Source organism: Sulfurimonas sp., from assembly GCF_023229025.1.
Classification (GTDB): Bacteria; Campylobacterota; Campylobacteria; order Campylobacterales; family Sulfurimonadaceae; genus Sulfurimonas.
Map to the genome: position 1 here is coordinate 1 of NZ_JALOAA010000033.1, position 21549 is coordinate 21549.

Annotated in this window: 28 protein-coding genes; all 28 read right to left on the reverse strand. The window is 36.1% G+C overall.

Translation table 11 applies throughout. The annotated features are described in order from the left end of the window. Positions 1-303 (reverse strand): ATP-binding protein (locus tag M0Q20_RS08350; protein WP_295060517.1); only part of this gene is annotated, 303 nt, incomplete at its 3' end. A 6-nt stretch (positions 304-309) separates the two neighbouring features. Beyond that, positions 310-1026: a 5'-methylthioadenosine/adenosylhomocysteine nucleosidase gene (locus M0Q20_RS08355; protein WP_295060520.1), complete on the reverse strand. Its 717-nt coding sequence runs from the start codon at positions 1024-1026 to the stop codon at positions 310-312. A gap of 34 nt (positions 1027-1060) precedes the next feature. Further along, positions 1061-1999, reverse strand: coding sequence for an ACP S-malonyltransferase (fabD, locus tag M0Q20_RS08360; RefSeq protein WP_295060523.1), 939 nt, complete (start codon positions 1997-1999; stop codon positions 1061-1063). Between the two features lie 11 nt (positions 2000-2010). Next, positions 2011-2772: a helix-turn-helix domain-containing protein gene (locus M0Q20_RS08365; RefSeq protein ID WP_295060525.1), complete on the reverse strand. Its 762-nt coding sequence runs from the start codon at positions 2770-2772 to the stop codon at positions 2011-2013. Continuing rightward, positions 2750-3262 carry a peptidylprolyl isomerase gene (locus tag M0Q20_RS08370; protein WP_295060528.1) on the reverse strand — a complete coding sequence of 171 codons (513 nt, stop codon included), beginning with the start codon at positions 3260-3262 and terminating at the stop codon, positions 2750-2752. The genes M0Q20_RS08365 and M0Q20_RS08370 overlap by 23 nt, the downstream gene beginning before the upstream one ends. Before the next feature lie 60 nt (positions 3263-3322). Beyond that, the gene (locus M0Q20_RS08375) at positions 3323-4264 is read right to left on the reverse strand and encodes a tetratricopeptide repeat protein (protein WP_295060531.1); all 942 of its coding nucleotides are present in this window, start codon (positions 4262-4264) and stop codon (positions 3323-3325) included. 3 nt (positions 4265-4267) lie between these two features. Continuing rightward, positions 4268-4846: an OmpA family protein gene (locus M0Q20_RS08380; RefSeq protein ID WP_295060534.1), complete on the reverse strand. Its 579-nt coding sequence runs from the start codon at positions 4844-4846 to the stop codon at positions 4268-4270. 69 nt (positions 4847-4915) lie between these two features. Further along, positions 4916-6166 carry a Tol-Pal system protein TolB gene (tolB, locus tag M0Q20_RS08385; RefSeq protein WP_295060536.1) on the reverse strand — a complete coding sequence of 417 codons (1251 nt, stop codon included), beginning with the start codon at positions 6164-6166 and terminating at the stop codon, positions 4916-4918. Between the two features lie 3 nt (positions 6167-6169). Further along, on the reverse strand, positions 6170-6925 hold the full coding sequence (locus M0Q20_RS08390) for a TonB C-terminal domain-containing protein (RefSeq protein WP_295060539.1): 756 nt from the start codon (positions 6923-6925) through the stop codon (positions 6170-6172). Further along, positions 6918-7310 (reverse strand): biopolymer transporter ExbD, encoded by a 393-nt coding sequence (locus tag M0Q20_RS08395; RefSeq protein WP_295060542.1) that lies wholly within the window; start codon positions 7308-7310, stop codon positions 6918-6920. Before M0Q20_RS08395 ends, M0Q20_RS08390 begins: the two co-directional genes overlap by 8 nt. Before the next feature lie 2 nt (positions 7311-7312). Beyond that, on the reverse strand, positions 7313-7879 hold the full coding sequence (locus tag M0Q20_RS08400; protein ID WP_295060544.1) for a MotA/TolQ/ExbB proton channel family protein: 567 nt from the start codon (positions 7877-7879) through the stop codon (positions 7313-7315). 3 nt (positions 7880-7882) lie between these two features. Further along, complete coding sequence (gene atpC / locus M0Q20_RS08405; protein ID WP_295060548.1) at positions 7883-8275, reverse strand: ATP synthase F1 subunit epsilon; 393 nt, start codon at positions 8273-8275, stop codon at positions 7883-7885. A gap of 16 nt (positions 8276-8291) precedes the next feature. Next, a complete protein-coding gene (atpD, locus tag M0Q20_RS08410; RefSeq protein ID WP_295060551.1) occupies positions 8292-9686 on the reverse strand; it encodes a F0F1 ATP synthase subunit beta in 1395 nt (464 codons plus the stop codon). Between the two features lie 11 nt (positions 9687-9697). Beyond that, positions 9698-10585 (reverse strand): ATP synthase F1 subunit gamma, encoded by an 888-nt coding sequence (gene atpG, locus M0Q20_RS08415; RefSeq protein WP_295060554.1) that lies wholly within the window; start codon positions 10583-10585, stop codon positions 9698-9700. Positions 10586-10594: 9 nt separating this feature from the next. Beyond that, positions 10595-12112: a F0F1 ATP synthase subunit alpha gene (atpA, locus tag M0Q20_RS08420; RefSeq protein WP_295060557.1), complete on the reverse strand. Its 1518-nt coding sequence runs from the start codon at positions 12110-12112 to the stop codon at positions 10595-10597. 23 nt (positions 12113-12135) lie between these two features. Continuing rightward, positions 12136-12669 (reverse strand): F0F1 ATP synthase subunit delta, encoded by a 534-nt coding sequence (locus tag M0Q20_RS08425; protein WP_295060560.1) that lies wholly within the window; start codon positions 12667-12669, stop codon positions 12136-12138. Position 12670: 1 nt separating this feature from the next. Continuing rightward, positions 12671-13189 (reverse strand): F0F1 ATP synthase subunit B, encoded by a 519-nt coding sequence (locus tag M0Q20_RS08430; RefSeq protein ID WP_295060563.1) that lies wholly within the window; start codon positions 13187-13189, stop codon positions 12671-12673. A gap of 9 nt (positions 13190-13198) precedes the next feature. Beyond that, entirely contained in the window at positions 13199-13621 is a 423-nt protein-coding gene (locus M0Q20_RS08435; protein ID WP_295060566.1) for a FoF1 ATP synthase subunit B', read from the reverse strand. Between the two features lie 125 nt (positions 13622-13746). Then, on the reverse strand, positions 13747-14589 hold the full coding sequence (locus M0Q20_RS08440; RefSeq protein WP_295060569.1) for a ParB/RepB/Spo0J family partition protein: 843 nt from the start codon (positions 14587-14589) through the stop codon (positions 13747-13749). After that, a complete protein-coding gene (locus M0Q20_RS08445) occupies positions 14586-15371 on the reverse strand; it encodes an AAA family ATPase (RefSeq protein ID WP_295060572.1) in 786 nt (261 codons plus the stop codon). The genes M0Q20_RS08440 and M0Q20_RS08445 overlap by 4 nt, the downstream gene beginning before the upstream one ends. Then, positions 15368-16003 carry a biotin--[acetyl-CoA-carboxylase] ligase gene (locus M0Q20_RS08450; protein ID WP_295060575.1) on the reverse strand — a complete coding sequence of 212 codons (636 nt, stop codon included), beginning with the start codon at positions 16001-16003 and terminating at the stop codon, positions 15368-15370. Before M0Q20_RS08450 ends, M0Q20_RS08445 begins: the two co-directional genes overlap by 4 nt. Then, positions 15984-16892 (reverse strand): methionyl-tRNA formyltransferase, encoded by a 909-nt coding sequence (gene fmt, locus M0Q20_RS08455; protein ID WP_295060578.1) that lies wholly within the window; start codon positions 16890-16892, stop codon positions 15984-15986. Before fmt ends, M0Q20_RS08450 begins: the two co-directional genes overlap by 20 nt. Further along, the gene (proB, locus tag M0Q20_RS08460; RefSeq protein WP_295060581.1) at positions 16889-17656 is read right to left on the reverse strand and encodes a glutamate 5-kinase; all 768 of its coding nucleotides are present in this window, start codon (positions 17654-17656) and stop codon (positions 16889-16891) included. Before proB ends, fmt begins: the two co-directional genes overlap by 4 nt. Before the next feature lie 3 nt (positions 17657-17659). Then, positions 17660-18766, reverse strand: a complete 1107-nt coding sequence (obgE, locus tag M0Q20_RS08465) for a GTPase ObgE (protein WP_295060584.1) — start codon at positions 18764-18766, stop codon at positions 17660-17662. 138 nt (positions 18767-18904) lie between these two features. After that, positions 18905-19162: a 50S ribosomal protein L27 gene (gene rpmA / locus M0Q20_RS08470; RefSeq protein ID WP_295060586.1), complete on the reverse strand. Its 258-nt coding sequence runs from the start codon at positions 19160-19162 to the stop codon at positions 18905-18907. Between the two features lie 26 nt (positions 19163-19188). Next, positions 19189-19497, reverse strand: coding sequence for a 50S ribosomal protein L21 (gene rplU, locus M0Q20_RS08475; protein WP_295060589.1), 309 nt, complete (start codon positions 19495-19497; stop codon positions 19189-19191). 186 nt (positions 19498-19683) lie between these two features. Beyond that, a complete protein-coding gene (hypA, locus tag M0Q20_RS08480) occupies positions 19684-20025 on the reverse strand; it encodes a hydrogenase maturation nickel metallochaperone HypA (protein WP_295060591.1) in 342 nt (113 codons plus the stop codon). A 15-nt stretch (positions 20026-20040) separates the two neighbouring features. Next, the coding region (locus tag M0Q20_RS08485; protein ID WP_295060594.1) for an enoyl-CoA hydratase-related protein at positions 20041-21549 on the reverse strand (1509 nt) is incomplete at its 5' end.

Below are 21549 nucleotides of genomic sequence, written 5' to 3' on the forward strand. Positions count from 1 at the left end.
TCTTATTTTCTCCTCTGCTAGCTCATATATCTGTGTATCATGTATAAGATGCGGTATCTCATGCTCTTTGCAGTGCCTAATCAATTTATCGAACTTCTCTCCCATTCCGTATGAAACCGTTGTTGCAATAAACTCAAACTTAAACGGTGCTCGGCGCTGCTGCTCTTTTAGTGCATGAACTAGTGTGAGAGAATCTTTTCCTCCGCTAAGTCCCACTAGTATCTTGTCACCCTCTTCTATCAAGCCAAACTCGGCATTTGTCTTGCCAAGCTTGCTCATAATTTTTTTGCTAAGCTTTACCATCAATACTTATTTTATTTTATCTAGCATTGATACTATAAAACTACTGCTTCTTTGTGATGAGTGCTTTAAAAATTCATCAAAATCCTCAACTGCTCCCTCATCTGCCGTATCACTAATTGAACGCATTATAAAAAAAGGTATGTTAAAAGCCTCACATACAACAGCAACCGCAGCACCTTCCATCTCTATAGCATCTGCTTCAAATGTATTTTTTATCCAATCTTTTCTAGATTTATCAGCTACGAATTGATCTCCGGTAGCTATAATACCGCCTATTAAATCAATATCTTTCTCATCAGCCACCTCCTTGGCTAGATGTAGTAAATTAGCTGATGGCTTAACATAAACAGCTCCTTCTGGCACATAACCATGAGGATGCCCAAAAGCTGTTATGTCTAAATCATGTTGACACAACTGTGTAGCAGCAATTAAGTCACCGATTTTTAGTTTTGGATTAACTCCACCGGCAACACCGGTAAACAACAACATTTCAGCACCAAATTTTTCAATCATAGTAGCAGCCGTTAGAGTTGCATTTACTTTTCCAATCTTGCTATACCCAAGTATGATTTCATGATTTTTATATTTTGCCTCATGATATACATTTCCACCATATTCAATGTCATTATGCTTTTTAAAATATTTTAAAAGCGGTTCATGTTCACTAAGTTCTAAAAAAGGCTCAACTTCTTCAAGCATTGCCCCCATAATTGCTATTCTCATTTAACTCCCCTTATATCTAAATATTTTAATTTTTTTAATTACAAATTTTCTCTACAACTTCTAAGAGTGATTTCATGTCTGAGATATTATATGTTTCTAAATTTGGAGCAACTCTTTTGTTTAACCCCTTAAGCGTTGCCCCATTTCCAAACTCAATTGCAATATCGACACTATCGGCAATTGCCAAAATCGACTGCTTATATTTAACAGGTTCTATAAGCTGTTTAGTTAAAAGCTCGACCGCTTCATTTTTAGTCGCATACCCTTTGGTAGTTACATTAGAGATGACCGGTGCTTCAAAACTATCTTCTATCATCCCTTCCATCAAGCTCTTAAGCGGAATTTGTGCAGGAGACAAAAGTTCACAATGGCTCGCTACAGACATATTTAAAAGAAGTGCTCTTTTAGCGCCCGCATCTTTAAAAGTCTGTTCTAGTGAAGCCAAATCACTCTTTATGCCTGCAATAACAAGTTGTCCATCTTGATTATAGTTAGCGGGCCAAACCTTTTTTCCTTCACTCTGCGCATCAGAACATATCTTCTCTACACTCTCATCATCAAGCCCCATAACAACCATCATACCCGCTTCAATATCGCTACAAGCATCCTGCATAAGCTGTCCTCGTCTATGAACAAGCTCAACAGCGTCAACATAATCAAGTGCACCGCTTGCACACAGAGCAGAAAATTCACCCAATGAGTGCCCTAAAAAAAGTTCAGCTTTTATATCTGGGCATTTTTCTTTAAAAAGACGATAAGCTACCATTTGAACCAAAAGAATTGCCGGTTGAGTATAAGCTGTTTGGTTCAACAAATCATGCTCTTTAAAAAGTAACTCCTCAAACCTTAGCCCTGCTCTTTTTCCTGCCTCCTCAAACATCTCACGTGCCATTTCTGAGTTGTCATAAAAATCTTTTCCCATTCCTACTGCTTGAGAACCTTGTCCTGCAAAAATCATTGCTATCTTTTTCATTTTATCCCTTTTTATAAGTATTTGTTATTCTCAGCTATCTTTTTTCTAAGAGTATTTCTGTTTAACCCTAGTTTGTTTGAGAGCTGAAGTTGTGATTTAAATCTTTGAAGTCCGGCTTTTATCAACGGAGCTTCATAGAGATGTAGAAAGTTTTTATAATCACTATTTGACCCCAACTTACCTACCAAATAATTTTGAAAAATTTCCATTAACTCCTCTTCTTTAATATCTTGTAAAAGATAGTTAATCATAACCTGTCTTTTCAAGGAGTTAGAGTTTTGGCTCAAATCCGGTTTAAAATTCTTAATTTTAAACTCACTCTTTAAATTAAAAAAGATAGAAGCATCTTTAGCAAACTTTTTTACCAAAACCTCTACATCTGCAGGTCTATCTTTTAGTGGCGGTATCTCAAATTTAACACTAAAAAATTTATCCGCATTTTTATTATAGTATGAACTTTTTGCGGTTGCTACTACCCTTATTCTTTTACTATTTAAAATATCAATAATTTTTTTTATGCTGGGTGAACTTTCTAAATTTGCAATTACTATTTTATTGACACTCTCAAGAGTGCTCAAGAGCTCATTATGATTTGATGCGTCAAGTATAGGAGCATCTGGAAGTATATATTGGGCTAGGCTTTTTTTACCTACCCCGACTTCTCCTGTAATTAAAGAGTTGACATTTAATGTTTTTAAAAGAGTGGCTGTTTTAAATGCCTGCAACGAAGATGCACAGGCAGTTATAAAATTAGCATCCACAACCAGTGCCACCACCGGTACTACAACAATCGTCTTGTTGATTTTCTACTGGAATACCACTTACCATCTCATCAGCTGATGCTTCTCTAATATTATTAACAGAGACGATAAAAGCCAAATCCTTGCCTGCTAAAGGATGATTAAAATCAATAATGACATTATCGCTTCCTATCTCCTTTACGGTAACCTGAACAGTTCCGCCATCTTCACCTTGTCCATAAAGAGTCATACCGGTCTCCAAATCAATACCCGAAAACTGATCTTTTGGAACCTCTTGAATAGCTTCGTTGTTATACTCGCCATACGCATCTTCTGCTTTTACAAGCACTTCTGCTTTTTCACCTATTGACATATTGGCAATAGCACTCTCTAGCCCTGGAATAATCTGACCTTTTCCAAACATAAATACTAACGGCTCACCGCCGATATTACTATCTACAACTTTTTCGCCATCATTAACTTCATACTCTATTGATACAATTTGATTTGTTTGTATTGCCATATTTGTGTGCCTTTTATTATTTTTATATACTAAATATTGTAACAGTAATTATAAAAATTACTATTTTATTTTACTCAACCTACTTGTTGCCGTTTTTGCTTCTTTGCTCTGCGGATGTTGTGAAATCAGAGCATTGTAAAAAGAGGTAGCATTTTTCTCATCACCCGTCTCTTGCATTGAAATAGCAGTATGAAGCATTAAAACAGGCATATAATCCGCCTTACTATAGAGTGATGCACTCTTTTTAAAGTAGGCTATTGCCTCAGCATAATTTTTTCTGTAGTACTCCATCTCCCCAATCATGTAGTGAGAGCGTGCGGGTTTATAATTTTTTTCTATTAATTGCTTATAATATTTTATAGCTTGAGTATAATTTTTTCTGTCGTATAGACTTTTAGCTTCTGTCTCAATATCTCCGTTTGACATGCCTTCAGTTGAAGATTTTTTTACCGTGGTAGTCTCTTTTAGCTCTTTTGCTACAAGATCTTTAAATTTGTTTACATCATTTACTAATGAGTTAAATTCGCTTTTAGTAACATATGATTTGTTGATAGAATCAACAATCTTAGATATCTCAACAATAAGAAGGTTTATTTTCTCTATCTCATTCGTATTAACAATGATTAAATCACTATTTTGTTTAATTGCCTTAGAAACTCTTTTTTCATGCTCAATAGAGGTTTGACCTTTAATCTCATTTTCATCAATAAGAGATTTTAATTTCAGTCTGTTTTCGTGTGATGATGTACTTATGCTCTCAACAACTGTCTGAAGTCCATCAATTCTCTCTCTTAGAGATTCAACTTCATTAGCTTGATTATTGCTTTTTACGACAACCTTATTAAGGTTTTTTTTAGTCTCTAATAATACTGCCTCAGTCTGAGTCAATCCATAGGGATTAGGATTATTTAAGTCTCCTGCGCCAAACGCAGATGGTTCGGCATTCAGGAGAGAAGAAGAAAAGATTATTGCTAATGTAGCAATTAATTTAACTATATTCATATATTACGGTAAAAGTTTAAAGTCAACTCTACGATTTTTAGCCCAGCACTCTCTAGTCTTATCATTACAAACAGGATTGCTTTTACCAAAACTTACCATTGTAATACGACCCTCATTAACACCTTCGGCGACAAGCGATTTTTTCACTGTATTTGCTCTTTTTAGTCCAAGTGCAAAGTTATACTCATCACTTCCCCACTCATCACAATTACCCTCTAGCTTAATAGAAAAATCTTTAGCTTTAGTTTTTGCTATATCTGCATCAGTAGATAAGTTTTCTTGCATATCTGCTCTTATATTAAACTTGTCAAAGTCAAAATATATAGTTAAGAGCTCTTTTTCAATTCTCATCATAGCTTGACCCTCTGTCTCTTGAGCGCCACTGTCACTCATAACAGCAGCTTCACTAGATGATACTGTTTCGGTCTGAACAGGAGCTACTTCTTGAGCTGCTTGATCTTGTAAGACCTCTTGCTCTACACTACTATCTGCAACTGAACCATCAACTTTGGGATCTTTGTCACCACACCCACTTAATACTAGAAGTGCTGCTATCGCACTAGAGACTACAATACTTTTCATTTTTCAACCTTAAAATTTAGTTAGCGTGATTGTACCAAAATAAAATTAATATATTTTTATAATCCTATTTTACCAATCTATCGATTGAACTTTTCCATAGCTTAACGGGAAAAGATAGTTTTTATTGTGGTTTAATCTAATTATTCCTATAGAACTTTGAGCCTTATAACTCTTTATAAAGATTAGTGCGTCACCATCAATTGAAAATCTTGGAAATTCATTTATGCCGACTGCAGTAAGTCTTCTAATGAAATCGGTCTCCATAGATACAAGATGCAAGTTAAAAGTGTTATTTCCAAATGATTCAGAACTCTCTCTGGCTTTATAAACAATATATTGCCCAAATACACTACATGCTGAATTACTTTTTCCATAATAAACTATCTGCTCAACACTTCCGGAGTTCAAGTTTTTCGAAAAAATATTTGGATATCCGAGTCGATCAGAGACAAAAACTATACTATCCTTGCCTAAAAATTGAGCACCTACGTCAATACCGCCAAAAGTTGTTAACCTTTTACTGCTTTGCGTTCTGACATCATATAAATAGATATCAGGCTGTCCTTCAGGTGCCATTGTTAATAGTAACTTACTGCCGTCATCGCTTACATCCGAGCATACCATCATTCCATCAGATGATTTGATAACCTTACTTTTACCGGTTTTAATATCTACATACTTTAATGTTGGTTTCTTCTCATCCAAAGAGGTGTAATAAAAAGCGCTTTGCTCTTTATTTGCCCATTTTGGAAATATGTTAAAACCACCTTTTACAACTATATGCTGGTAGGTAAGAGTATAGTCGGCAATTACTAATTCACTTTTTTGAGGATCAACCATTCTTGAAAATATAACTTTTCTTTTCATCCACTCAACAGGCGCTTCACCCATAAACTTGTTTATATCATATGCAATGGTGTGAGAAACAAACATATATACGTTTGTATTATTTACTTTATAGTTTTTGTTAAATACGGCTTTATCATCACTAATCATTTTTACTTCTACATTTAATGCCTGATTATCATCTTGGCTTAATTTATACCTTAAAACGTAGTTCATATCTTTGTTTTCAACTAGCACACTGCCGGCATCATAGTTGACCTTGCGGTGATGTCTATCTACATTAAAGATAGAAAGCACATTTAAATCTGCAATTAAAGATTTAAAAAATCTGCTTCTTAGTGTCTCATCATAGCTTACTGATGAATCTTCAACTGCCAATGAAGGAAGTGAGTCAATTCTCTTGATAACCTCTATCGTAGCATCACTTGCAAAAGTAAAAGTTATAGTAATAAAAAATGAAATTAACAGCTTCAAGTATTACTCCTTAGAAATTAATGTTATTTTGTATCTTCCTGAACTATTGTTAGGATTAATTGGAAAAAGTATATTACTAAGTCTCTCTTTTATCTTATCACACTCTCTGTTTAGGGCGTCACTATCAGAATAGACCAAGATTCTAAAGTCAATAACCTTACCTAATGGACTAAGTTCAATAAGAGCTGTCACACTGTTGCCTTGCGAGTTTTTAGGCGGATAAAAGTGTTCATATACTAAAGCTTGAATTTTAGCCAAATATTCATTAACCTCTGTTGCTGTAGAGCTTTTTGAGTTTTTATCTTCTTTATTTGGTGCATCAAAACTCTCTATCATTTTTGAAATTGACTCAGCTTTATTTGCATCTGATTTTTGAATCTTTTTTTGAATTTCATCCAACACTCTCTTCTGTGTAATCGGTTTTTGCTCTTGAGTTTTTTTTATATCTTTTGTCCATACATTACTAAAGAGCTCTTGAACTGTTTTTGTTTTTTGCGCAGGTTTTTTTTGAGACTCTTCCTCTTTAGCTGGTTTTATTACCGGCTCATCTTTTGCAGGAGAATCTACACTTTTTTTTACACTACCTGCTTCGATTTTTGGAATCTCCATAGATATGGATATATAATTATCCTTTTTCAAGGCAAAGCTCTTTATATCTTTTGATGAAGTTATAAAAAGCAAAAAGAGGATAGAAAAAAAGAGAAACATAGAGAGCGATAGAGCACCGCTAATATAGAAGTAGGAGTTTTTATTATCCATTTGTAGCTAATGATACCTCTGTAAAACCGGCTTGTTTAACAGCAGCCAGAACAGACATAACAACACCGTAATCCAAACTTTTATCTGCACTAATTAGTACAGTCGCTTTTAAATCAAGCTTTCTTGAGTAGAGAAAAAAGTTATCCAAAAATGCATTTAACTGGTAGTTATCTTTATTGACTTTTAGATTTTTATCTTTATCTATCGTAATATGAACCGGTGGAATCTTAGAGAGTGATTTTGTCTTTGAACTCTGAGGAAGATTAATCTTCTCCTCATAAATCATATTAGGTGCAATAACCATCATAATTGCCAATAAAACCAACATAACATCCACTAACGGCGTAATGTTTAGTTCAGGTTTTTCATCCCAATTATAAGCCATTTTTACACTTTTCTAGCTATTATTGCATCGCTTTGCATCTCAATAAAGCTAATTAGCTCAAATGATTTTCTCTTTAGTATCTGGTGATATGTGTAAGCAAATATTGCAACAAAAATACCAGCAGCTGTTGCAACTAGTGCATCAGAGACTCCGCTTGCTATTACTGACATTCCGCCGCTACTCTGCCCTATATGAGTAAATGTGTCCAATATTGAAACAACGGTTCCAAAGAGTCCGATAAAGGGCGTCGTTGAAGCAAATACCGATAATACGGAAAGACCCTTTGTAGCATCTTTTGTAGCTGCTGATGCGGCAAGAGTTAAGATGTCTCTTGAACTATTTGTACTTGTTTTTATGAAATTGCTTAAAAAAGATTGTGTGTCTACGGTAGTTGCGCCCATAAGAAGAGCTTCTAGAGATCGGCTCTCTATCTCATGCCAACTATTTAAAGAAAAATATCTGTAGAAAAAGACCCAGTTTAGCACTATAAAGTATAGTGCCAATATCGCTAAAACTGCGAGTGTCACAGGGTGACTTTTTATATAAAAATCAATTATTTCGTTAATCATAATTTATAGTAAATTTTGTGCTGCCGACTCAAGTCTTGCAGTTGCAGCAGCAATTGCAGGATTATTGTCTTTAATAGATTCGATAAGCTCTTTTGCATTTTCAAGCGCTTTAGAAACAGCACTTTCAGTCTCCCCGCGAATGGCTACAGCACCCTCTACTAATACAATAACCTTTTCTTCATCAACTTGGACAACACCCCAATTAATTAGAATTGACTCGACTGATTTATCCTCTTTTTCAATATCAACTACGCCTGCTTCAAGCAGTGTAGTCAAACATGAGTGCCCAGCTAGAACGCCAAACTCGCCCTCTTCTCCGGGAAGAGTAACGCTAAGGGCCTCATCATTATAGATTACGCCGTTAGGAGTAAGGATTTCAAGTTTTAACTTATCCATGTTAGTCCTTTATGAATTACTTCATTTTTTCAGCTTTTTCAACCGCCTCATCTATACCACCAACCATGTAAAAAGAACCCTCTGGCATGTGGTCACACTCACCATCAAGAATCATTTTAAAGCCCTTAATAGTATCAGCTAAAGAAACATATTTACCCGGTGAACCTGTAAATACTTCAGCAACGAAAAACGGTTGAGATAGAAACTTCTCAATTTTACGAGCACGCTCAACAACATTTTTATCATCTTCGCTAAGCTCATCCATACCAAGAATTGCAATAATATCTTGCAGGTCTTTATATTTTTGAAGTGTTTGTTGAACACCGCGAGCAACGCTATAGTGCTCTTCGCCTAAAATTTGTGGATCAAGCAATCTTGAAGATGAATCCAGTGGATCAACTGCAGGATAGATACCTTTTTCAGCAATTTTACGGTTAAGAACGGTTGTTGCATCCAAGTGAGCAAAAACTGATGCCGGAGCCGGGTCAGTCAAGTCATCCGCAGGAACGTAAACAGCTTGAACAGATGTAATCGAACCATTTTTAGTTGACGTAATTCTATCTTGAAGAGCACCCATCTCACGAGCTAAAGTCGGTTGATAACCAACAGCTGAAGGGATACGCCCAAGAAGTGCAGACATCTCTGAACCAGATTGTGCAAAACGGAAGATATTATCAATAAACATCAATACGTCAAGACCTTTCTCGTCTCTGAAGTACTCAGCCATTGTAAGACCTGTAAGAGCAATACGGTTACGTGCTCCAGGAGGCTCACTCATCTGACCGTAGCAGAGTGCAACTTTGTCAAGTACGTTTGAGTCCTTCATTTCGTGGTAAAGGTCATTACCCTCACGCGTTCTCTCACCAACACCTGCAAATACAGATAGACCGTCATGACCCATTGCAACGTTATGAATAAGCTCCATGATGATAACTGTTTTACCAACACCCGCACCACCAAATAGTCCAACTTTACCACCTTTTGAGTATGGTGCTAATAAGTCAACAACTTTAATACCTGTTTCAAACATCTCTGTTGTAGTTGATTGATCAACTAAAGCAGGAGGTTGACGATGAATTGACCATGTAGGAGCATCTGTTACCTGCTCACCTTCATCAATTGTCTCTCCAATTACATTAAAAATACGTCCAAGTACTTTCTCGCCAACCGGAACTTTAATAGGAGCGCCGGTAGCCTTTGCTTCCATTCCACGAACAAGACCTTCACTCATATCCATAGCAATTGTTCTAACACGACCATCACCTAGATGTGCTGCAACTTCTAGTACTAAACGAGTTACCGTACCTTCTAAATGTATATTAACTTCGATTGCTTCGTTAATAATAGGAAGATACCCATCAAAATCAACATCAACAACCGGACCCATAACCTGGCTTATTTTACCAATCATATTTTTCTCCATTATTTCATAGACTCCACACCGCTTATAATCTCTATAAGCTCTGTAGTAATAGCTGCTTGTCTTGCTTTATTAAACTCAACATTTAATGACCTAACCATCTCTTTTGCATTGTTTGTAGCTGCATCCATTGCTTGCATCCTAGCGCTATGTTCAGCAGCAACTGAATCGATTAATGCATAATACATTGCATATTGAACGTATCTATTTACTAAAGAATCCAACATCTTCTCTTCATCGTCGGATTCTATCTCTAGCATAGATTGCTCTAGCTCTTCGCACTCAAACTGAGTTGAATCGACCGGCAATATTTTATTAACATGCAACTCTTGAGTAATCATGTTTTTATAACCGTTATATACAATGTGAAGAGCGTCGATTTTTCCATCTTTAAAATCTTCGATAGAAGATATTATGAAGCTATCTGAGCCATCTTTGTCTGGCTTAGAACTAAGATTTACTACCGAATCAAAAAGTTCAACTTCATTGTATTTAAAAAACTCTATGCCCTTCTTGCCGATTCCACGTAAACGCACTTTTACATTTTTTGCTTTATACTCTGCTAAAAGTTCTTTAACAGCTTTAATAGTTTGAATATTAAAACCACCACATAAACCTTTATCAGCAGTAACAAAAACTATGTCAACAGTTTTTGGATCTTCAATCTCTAAAAAACATCGATTGTCCAATCCACCGATTTTGTTGCATTTTATACGTCCAGCAATTTCGGCAAGCACCTGATTCATTTTTGCAGCATAAAGACGAGAGCGCTTAGCTAGCTCTTCTGCACGTTTTAGTTTTGCAGTCGATACAAGTTTCATAGCACGTGTCGTCTTTTGAGTGTTAGCTACACTCTTAATCTGTCTTTGAATATCTTTCAAGTTTGCCATAAGTTATCCTTACGCTACTATAAAGCTAGCTTTGAACTCTTCAAGTGCTTTTTTCATCAATGCTTTAGTGTCATCATCTACTTTAGAAGTACTTCTGATGTTCTCAAAAATCTGAGGATAAGTTGCCTCAATAAAAGGATACATCTCAGCCTCAAAACGAACAACATTTGATGGATCCATATCATCTAAGAAGCCCTCATTACCGGCAAATATAATAACTACTTGCTTCTCAGCAGAGAGTGGAGAGAAAGGTCCTTGTTTTAAAACTTCTACCATTCTTTGACCACGCTCAAGTTGATTACGTGATGTCTCATCAAGGTCAGATGCAAATTGCGCAAATGCTTGAAGTTCACGGTACTGTGCAAGATCAAGTCTAAGTGTTCCTGCAACTTGTTTAGTAGCTTTAATCTGAGCAGCTCCACCAACACGTGAAACCGAAAGACCAACGTTAATTGCAGGACGAATACCTGAATTAAATAGTTCAGTCTCTAGGAAAATTTGACCATCAGTGATAGATATAACGTTTGTCGGGATGTATGCCGCAACGTCACCGGCTTGTGTCTCAATAATAGGAAGAGCTGTTAAAGATCCTGCACCCTTCTCATCTGAAAGCTTTGCAGCTCTCTCTAAAAGACGAGAGTGGATATAAAAAACATCACCAGGATATGCTTCACGACCCGGAGGACGACGAAGAATAAGTGACATCTCACGGTAAGCAACTGCATGTTTAGTCAAATCATCATATACAATCAGACCATGTCTAGCGTTATCACGGAAATACTCACCCATTGTAACACCTGTATAAGGAGCTAAAAATTGAAGTGCTGCAGCTTCTGCAGCTGTTGCAGAGACAATAATAGTGTACTCAAGTGCACCATGCTCCTCTAAGCGACGAACAATTTGAGCAACAGTTGACTCTTTTTGTCCAACAGCAACATAGACACAAACAACGCCGTTACCTTTTTGATTGATAATAGCATCAAGAGCAACCGTTGTTTTACCTGTCTGTCTGTCACCGATTATAAGTTCTCTTTGACCTCTTCCGATTGGAACTAGAGCATCAATTGCTTTAATACCGGTTGCCAAAGGCTCATGAACAGATTTTCTGCTCATGATTCCTGGAGCTTTCTCCTCTACAAAACGAGTTTCAGTTGTCTCTATAGGACCCTTACCGTCAATCGGCTCACCAAGAGCATTTACTACACGACCCAGTAGAGCGTCGCCAACAGGAACTTTAAGAAGTTTGCCTAATCTCTTAACAGACATCCCCTCTTTTAACATTAATCCTGCTCCAAGAATAACAACACCTACAGTGCTCTCCTCAAGGTTCATGACTAAACCTCTTGTTCCCTCTTCGAACTCTACCATCTCCCCAGCCATAACGTTGCTTAGTCCGTAAACTTGCGCAACACCATCAGCATAAGAGACAATCTTACCTGTCTCATTAATATCTATACTTAGTTCAAAGTTATCGATACGCTCTTTGATTATTGAGCTGATTTCATCAGCCTGAATTTTTGCTACCACTACACATCTCCTCTCGTTGAAAATTAAATTGCTTTTGCAATATGTTCTATAATTTGACTATTGATTCTAGATTTTGAGAAACTAATCTCAACACCCAAATCTGCGACATCTACTTTTATTCCGTTAAAACTGCTTTTTTCAAACTTTAATGATATTTTTGAATTAAACTTGCTACCTAAACCAATGCTTAAATCATCTATAACTTTAGCATCAATATCGCTATTACTATAAACAGCTCCGCTATAACTTTTGTTTGTAATTGCAATATCTTTTCTCATCACTTCCGCAACAGCAGGAATAATATTGATACGATTATGTTCAGCAAGTAGTTTAATCAGGTTTTCAACATCTTTAGAGTTAGTAGATTTAACTGCATCTAATAATATTTCTGATTTTTGCTGTTTACTTACATCAGGGTTGTTAATAATTTGGTTAAATTTTTCATTATTAAACGCTTCGGCTAAAACAGCAAATATAGAAGCTATATTTTGCATATTTTCCGCACTAGAACCTTGCTTGATAGCTTTTATATATCTTTTTGCGATTAACTCTTCCATCTTATGCCACCTTCTTTAAGATAACATTTGCCATTGCTTCTTTATCAAAGCTCTCATCACTTTGAGCAAGCACCTCTTTAAGTGTCTCTTCTACTACACTTCTGACCATTCTTCTTTGCTCAAAATCTATAAGTACGGCTTGCTGTTTTGACATAATTAAAATGTCTGCATCACATTGAGCCATAATGTTATCGTTTATAACTTTATTCTCTTTTTTTGAGCTAATTGCCAAATCTTGTGCAAACTTTTCAGCTGCCGATATTTTAGCAAGAGCATCCTTCTTCAAAGCTGCCGTCTCTCTTAATTTATCTTGAACCTTTTTCATCTCATCAGCAATCCCCTGACTTCTTGATGCAAAATAATTTTTGACAGGTTCAGCAACAAGATACCAAATTAGTCCGGCAAATAGTAGAAAATTGACTGTTCTTTGTACTATATCGGTGCCTGTACTCTCTGCATTGCCATTAGATGCCAATGCAAAGGTTGATATCATTAGCATAAATACTAAAATTCTACTCACATTACATCCTTATATTTGACTAAATTTAGCTTTAACAGCTTCTTTAAACAGTGGAATCTGGGATTTTAAATCACTTCCCAACTGTTCACGAGTTTTAGCAAGCAACTGCTCAAACTCTAAGTACTGACTAGCTAATTCAGCTCGTTTTGCTTCTAACTTACTCTCTGCTAACTCTTTAGCATCCGTAATAACTTTCTCTCTTAAAGTCGCTGCTTCCAGCTTAGCGTTTGCAATTATTGACTTTGCTTTTGATTCAAGCTCTCTGATTTCATCATCATTAGATCCTACTTTTTCAAGATCTTTTTTGATGTCATCATCCCTTTTACTCATATATGCAAATAATGGATTGTAAAGCCAACTGTTTAGAGCGGCTATAAGCGAAAGAAATACAATTAATGTAGCTACAAGTAGTATCGGATTTATATCTAACATAGCGCCTCCTAAAAGTTGCGTGATTATACTATGTTAAAATTAAAAGAATTGTTAAACTGACAAAAAAATTAAAAAATATTTATATTTTATATAAAATATTTTAAATTAATTAGCATAAGTAGTTCTTAATTTGAAAAAAAGTTTAAAAATTTCTCTATCTGCTCTTCATCTTCAAACTCTATTGTTAAGCTTTTAGCAGAGTTTTTATTTTTAAAACCTAATTCAGATAATCTCTCTTTTAAACTACTAAAGTCATAAGAGCAACTCTCTGTCTTGTCGGATAAATCAGATTTTGAATTTTTTATACTCTTTATGGTTGCTTCAACTTCTCTTACACTAAGTTTTTGTCCAATTATTGAATTAACAATAAGCTGCTGCTGCTTCTCATCTAAACCAACTAGCACCTTAGCATGACCGGTACTTATCTTCTTCTCTATAAGTGCTCTTTGCGTTTTTTGTGAAAGTTGCAGAAGTCTGATAGTGTTAGTAATGTGCGTTCTACTTTTATGAATTCTAGTAGATAACTCTTCTTGCGTAATTTCATGGAGTTTTATAAGTTCTCCGTAAGCGTGCGCAAGTTCTATAGAGTTTAACTCGTCTCTTTGGATATTCTCTATAAGAGCAAACTGTCTCATCTTCTGATCGTCGCTGTTTAAAATAATGGCGCGTATTGTCTTTAGTTTTGCCAATTTTGATGCACGCAGTCTTCTCTCTCCTGCAATCAAAACATATCCGTCAATATCCTCCGTTACAACTATAGGCTGCAGTAAGCCATCATTTTTTATAGATTCGCTAAGCTCATAAAGAGAGCTCTCTTCAAAGTGTTTTCTCGGTTGAAACGGATTTGGTCTAATATCTTTTAGAGGAATCTCTACAATTGAATCTTTTTGAGAAATCTCATTCTCATACGCCTCATCTATTTCACCTAAAAGTGCGCCCAATCCTCTACCTAATTTTTGTGATTTCATACTTTTATAATCGCTTGTGCTAAATTTTGATAAGAAACCGAACCTACTGATTTTACATCATAAAGAATAGCCGGCTTACCAAATGATGGCGACTCAGCTAATTTAACATTTCTAGGAACCACTATAATCTCTCCATTTAAATCTTTAAAGAGTTTACTATCAAAGTGCTGCTTTAAATCTGCAAAAACTTGTTTTGATAGATTGTTTTGCGCACTAAACATTGTTGGCAAAAAACCTCTTATATTTAATTTTTGATTTATAGACTTTCTTACAAGTTTTATAGTATTTAATAACTGTGCCAAACCCTCAAGCGCAAAAAATTCACACTGGATGGGGATTATTACCGAGTTTGAAGCTGAGAGCGCATTTATCGTCATAGGTCCAAGTGCCGGAGGGGAGTCTATAATGATATAGTCGTAATCTTTTAGTACATTTGCTATTGCTTTTTTTAAAACAAGCTCGCGTCCTTTTGAGTTTTGTGCATCATAGTACTCTTTTTCTATTCCTACAAGCCCAATATTTGAGGGTGCGAGATGAAGAGTTGGGAGTTCTGACTTTAAAATAATATCTTTTAGTTTTTTTGTTCCGATTAGTACATGATAGATGTTAAACTCATAATCGTTTCTGTGAAAGCCCAAAGACGTAGTAGCATTGGCCTGCGGATCTGAGTCTATTAAAAGAACTTTTTTTTCTGCAACAGCAAGCGAGGCAGCCAAGTTAACAGCAGTTGTAGTTTTACCTACGCCACCCTTTTGATTTGCTATTACAATTACTTCACTCATCTTAGACTATATATCCTCTCACCATTGACTACAACAGACCCATCACTTTGAAGTGATGCATCTTTTAAAGAAATTCTTAAATTTTTACTGTGTGTATAAAAGTTTTGATTTCTGTAAAATTCTAACTTATATTTACTAAAAACTTGCTTCCATGAACTCTTTTTTTTAATATTTATAAAATACCTTTTTATAAGCTCATCTCTGTTTAAATTTATATCTAATATTGCAAAATCATTAGGTGATGATGCTATGTTTATCCCTACGCCGCAGACTATAGCGTCCGCTATAAGGTTTGTAATCATCCCTCCGACTTTTTTATTCTCTATATAAAAGTCGTTAGGCCACTTTAACCAAGCAGTAGAATTAAACTCCTCTAACGTCTCTTTTAAAATATAAGAAAAATAGATAGATGCAGATTCAAGTTTCAAATCTTTTGGCAAATCTTTCAATGGTATGGCAAATGATAAAAAAAGATTTCCATCAGCTCCACTCCAAGAGTTTCCTCTGCTTCCTACCCCCTCTGTCTGTAACTCTGCTACAACTGCATATGGCAGGGAAATTCTGTTCTCTTTAATCAACTCTTTTAGATATTTTTGAGTTGAATCTACCCTTTTAAGAGAGAGTATCTGCAACGCCTACTCTCTTACCGTTTATATAAGATAATATATCCATCTCTTTTTTTGACTCCGGCTGAACACTTAAAACTTTTATCGTTCCTTTTTTACAACCCACTACAATAGACTCTCTATCTACATGTAGTATCTCTCCGCTCATATTTTGGCTCTCTTTCTCTACCATCTCTATCTTTTTTAACTTTAAGCCCGAAGCGAGATAGACTCCCGGCCAAGGAGTAAACGCACGATATTTGTTAAAAAGCAAAGAGGCATCCTCAAATGAAACCTCGCCGTCTTGTTTAGTTATTTTTGTGCAATATGAGGCTCTAGAGTTATCCTGCTTTGTTGGTGTAAAAGAGTCGAAATTCTCTAGAACATCAATAGTAAGCTCGCAGGCAGCAAAAGATAGTCTCTCAAACAGTGACTCTGCCATCTCATTTTCGCCAACATCAATCTCTTTGATTTTTATAATATCTCCGGTATCAAGACCTTCGTCCATTAACATGGCAGTTACACCTGTTTTGCTATCGCCATTTAAAAGAGTCTGTTGTATCGGACTTGCTCCTCTATAGTGAGGCAATATTGAAGCATGAAGATTTATGCAAGGGGCATGCTCTAATATCTCGCGTGGAAGTATCTGCCCGTATGCGGCAACTACAATGTAGTCACACTCTATATTTTTTAACTCGTTAATCGTTTCTACGTCTCTTAATCTCTCAGGCTGGTAAACACTAATGTTGTTTTGAAGGGCAATTGTCTTAACAACGGGAGGAGTTAAGATTTTTTTCCGTCCAACGGGTTTATCGGGTTGTGTATAGACCGCGACTACCTCCATATCTTTGGTAGTGATGATTTTTTCTAAAATATGACCTGCATAATCAGGTGTTCCCATAAAAATAATTTTCATCTCTTAGCCTTAGTAAAGATAGTTCCACCCTCATGTCTAGCCTCAAGCAAAAGACTCTTAATATCACTTAGGTCATATCCGCTAGCTAGCACCATATCAACTCCATGTCCTAACAGATAGTTGGCAGCTTTTAGTTTTGTCAAAATTCCACCTGTTGCAAAAGCACCATGAGGAGTTGCCTCTTTCTCAAGCTCATTCTCATCTATGCTCTCTACTGTTTTAAGGATTTTAGCATTTGGATTTTTTCTCGGATCACTATCATAATAAGCATCAATATCCGATAGAATAACAAGTAGATCTGAGTCTGTATGCTTTGTAATATATGCCGAGAGTTGATCATTGTCTCCAACGACTAACTCTTTAGTTGATGTTGCATCATTTTCGTTTATAATAGGAATGACTCCGTTTGAGAGAAGAGTATTGACTGTATCTTTGATTCTCTGTATCTCATCTTCTCTTTGCAGGTTTGCGGCAGTTACTAAAACCTGCGCAGTTAATACATCATGCACTCCAAACTTCTTACTATATTTGTTCATAAGTATCGGCTGCCCGATTGCAGCTAAGGCTTGTTTATTTTGCAGTACACTTCTATCTAACTTTAAAGCTGTGTAACCTGCTGCTACTGCTCCAGAAGAGACTAAAATAACATCATTTGTCTCTCTAAGTTTACATAAAAAATCCACCAGCTCCTTCATTCTCTCTAGAGCAATAGAATCATTTTGCGTTAAAACTGCACTTCCAACTTTTACAACAACTCTTCTCATATTTTAGGACTCTTGCCTTTTTGATTGAACTAGCTTAAAGAGAGCATTTTTAAGCGGCTCAATATTTTTATTTGTAGCAGAGGAGATAGGCACTATAAAGTATGGAAGTGCTCTGTTATAGCCAAGTGTCTCCTCCGCTGTTTTTTGAATAAAATAAGGCATCGTCTTATCAAAACCTATATCGCTATCTTTAGTAGGTTCTACTCCCTGCATCTTCAAAAAGCCTGTAATTAGCTCTTGTATTTCATCTGCCGGCACTACATCGACTCTAGTTAGAGCAATTGCATATTTACTATGCGCTAACTTATCTGAAAATGCCGCAACCTCTTCTTTTAGCGTCTCTATCTGCTCTTTTAAATCTCTATATGATGCTAAATCAATCATAAAAAGAAGTATCTCAGTTCTCTCTATATGTCTTAAAAACTCAATTCCAAGACCTTTTCCTTCATGTGCTCCACCAATAATACCCGGAATATCAGCCATAACAAATGACTCAAAGTCACCTATATTTACCTGACCGAGTTTGGGCGTTAATGTTGTAAACTCATAGTTTGCAATCTCTGGGCGAGCGTTTGAGACTGTTGATATGAGGGTGGATTTACCGACATTAGGAAAACCTACCAAGCCAACATCAGCTATAAGTTTAAGATCAAGCTTAATTCTTCTTGTCTCTCCCTTTTGTCCCGGTTGAGCATAAGTAGGTCTCTGGTTTGTAGAGGATTTAAAGTGGGTATTTCCAAGTCCGCCTTTTCCGCCCGTAATAAAAAGCTCTTCTTGTCCATCCTCCAGCATATCAAACAGCACTTCACCACTCTCTAGATCTATTATCTGTGTTCCCGGTGGCACAATAATAGTCTTTTTAACACCTGATTTTCCGGTCATATTAGAACCTTCACCCGGAGCTCCGTTATCTGCTTTTATATGCATCTTTTTTTGAAAGTGAGAGAGTGTGTGAGTGTTATTGTCGCACTTAAACCAGATATCGCCGCCTTTGCCGCCGTCTCCACCATTTGGTCCACCGTTTACGACAAATTTTTCACGACGAAATGCGACACATCCTTGCCCACCTTTTCCAGAAGAGACTGTTAATTCTACGCTGTCCGTAAACATATATTTTCCTTGATGTTTAATACTTAAGAATTTACTACTGACAATAAAAAGTAAACTGTTAAATATTTAAAATTTTGTTAGACAAGAAGTCTAAATTTGAAGTAGAAATATTTGAGCCAAGGCTCAAATATTGTAGAATTATGCAGCGGGGATAATTGAAACTTGTTGACGTTTTTTATCTTTTCTATGAAATGATACAACTCCGTCAACCAAAGCAAAAATAGTATGGTCTTTTCCCATACCGACATTTTTTCCAGGATGAACTTTAGTTCCTCTTTGACGAATAATGATATTACCTGCTACTACAGCCTCTCCACCATACTTCTTTACACCAAGTCTTCTACCAGCCGAGTCACGATTATTTTGTGTACTACCTTGACCTTTCTTATGTGCCATCTTAAATCTCCTTAAGTTTTTTTAGCTTATGCCGCTATATTTGTAATACGAACGCGCGTATAATCTCTTCTAAAGCCTCTTTTTACTTTAGAGTCTTTACGACGACGCTTTTTAAAAGTTATAACTTTCTTCTGGCGCCCTTCATTAATAACCTCAGCAGTTACAACAGCACCCTCAATAAATGGTGCTCCAACTTTAAGTTCGCCTGCATTAACAGCTAGAACTTCTTTAATCTCGATAGAAGCTTTTGGCTCAAGAGACATTTTATCTAATAATAAAATATCACCCTCTTGAACTTTATACTGCTTGCCACCGTTTTTGATAATTGCGTACATGTACAATTCCTTAAATATATATAAAAAGTGCGCAATTTTACCTAAAAAAGCTTTAAGCATTGTTTAACTTAAATATAAATTTTTACATTTCTACTATTATAGAATTTTTCAACAATATAAATACCTTAAAAACTCTCTTTGATTGTAGCTTCAAATTTAAGATGCCTCCTAAATCATACTTTACATCTACACAAGCTCTAACTGCATCAGATACATATCTTCCCCATCAAGAATATCAATATCTATATCTTTACATGTAGGGCAACGATACTCTATACTCTCTAAAACTGATTCTTTTAGGCATTTATTGCATTTTATAACGATTTGCTGGATATTTATGACAAACTCCGCATCTTCACAGAGTGTCTTTTCTTTAAATGTATCAAACGCAGTTCTTAAAAGCTCTGGCTCAACTCCGCTCATGACACCGATTTTCACTACAACTTTGGTTACTTTTTTTGCATTATTCTTCAGTGCATTGGCTTCACATGAGTCTAAAAGAGACTGGACTATACTATACTCATGCATCCGTATTCCTTGATTTTATTTTGTCACTAACACTAGATTTCCCTCGGCGCTAGTGCCTCTTGATTTTAATCTTTTAGGTGTTTCAATGGAACACACTTTATAAACAAAATCATATCTAAGTTTATGAAAAGAGCTATCTTCATCCCAAAACTCTGGATACATGACTTTTAACTCCTGCTCTTTTTTCTTCTCTATCGTGGAGATGTTTTTGGATAGATAATCCTCTTTTTTATATAAAAAATCACTGTATCTATCTTCATCTTCGCATAGTTTTTGAGCAAACTCCCCTAAAGAGTCAAAATAATCGTCATCTTCAAAAACTTTATCAATCATACCAATCCTAAAAGCACTATCTGCACTTATTGGCAAACAGTTGTTCAAAAGTTCCTCTGCTTTTTCTTTGCCTACTCTTTTTTCTAATGTATAAGTGTGATATTCGCTCCCACTTAGTCCTAATGTTTTGTAGTGCGGATTTAACACAACTCCCTTTTGTGCGACAACATAGTCACATGCAAGAGCCAAAAAGACTCCGCCTGCCCCTGCGTTTTTGCCTAAAGATGCAACAGTGATAACTTCATCAGCAAAAAGTATCGATTTTACGACATCATTCATAGCGTTTATGTTGCTCCAGCCATCTTCTCCCTGCTTTTTTGAGTCTTGCAAGATATTTAGATGAATCCCGTTGCTAAAAAAATCCTCTCCGCCCATTAAAACTATCACTTTACAGCTCTCGCTTAGATGCTCAAACGCATATTTTAGCCTTATGCACTGCTCAGAGTGCATGGCACCGTTGTGAAAGTTAAAGTAGAGATACCCTGCTTCGCCTATAATTTTTGAGCTAATCTCATGAAAGGTGTTTTCTTTATATTTGGCTATCAGCGGTATGCGTATCTCCTTTACCCCTTTTATCTTCTCTTTTAAAACATATGTAGATGGAAGTTTAAACCTCCCGACCTCTTGCATGTGGCTTATCCATAAAGCGCCATCAATAGTTGCGACACAAATAGCACCGTCTCTTTTTGCGATTATCTCTTTTGCCTCTCCTCGTAAAGTCTCCTCTTCATGCGCTCCAAAAAGATAACACTCTACTCCTAAAAACTCATCTTTAACACCGGGGTAACTATCGCTCACATATATCTTTTTTATAATCTCTTTAGTTGTATCTTTTTGCCAATCAATTGCTCTCTGGCTCTCTGATAGATAGTTATGTATCGGAGATTTTAGCTGAGGAGTAGGTTTAAAATCTTTGTCATGTAGGTTTTTTAAAAGAATTTTGAGAGCTTTTGAAGCAGTACATGCAACTTCATTTCTATAGATGGACGCCTTGTAACTCTCTCGCATATCAAATCTGACTTCTGCGTAAATATCTCCGCCGTCAAGCTCTTCATTTGCTCTAAGGATCACGACTCCCCACTCTTTTTTATCATCTCGCAAGGCGTGGTCTAGCGAATTATGACCTCTGTCGCCTCTGATACCGGGGTGAAGTATGTAAGTAGGGATTTTTAAAAATATCTCTTTTGGGAG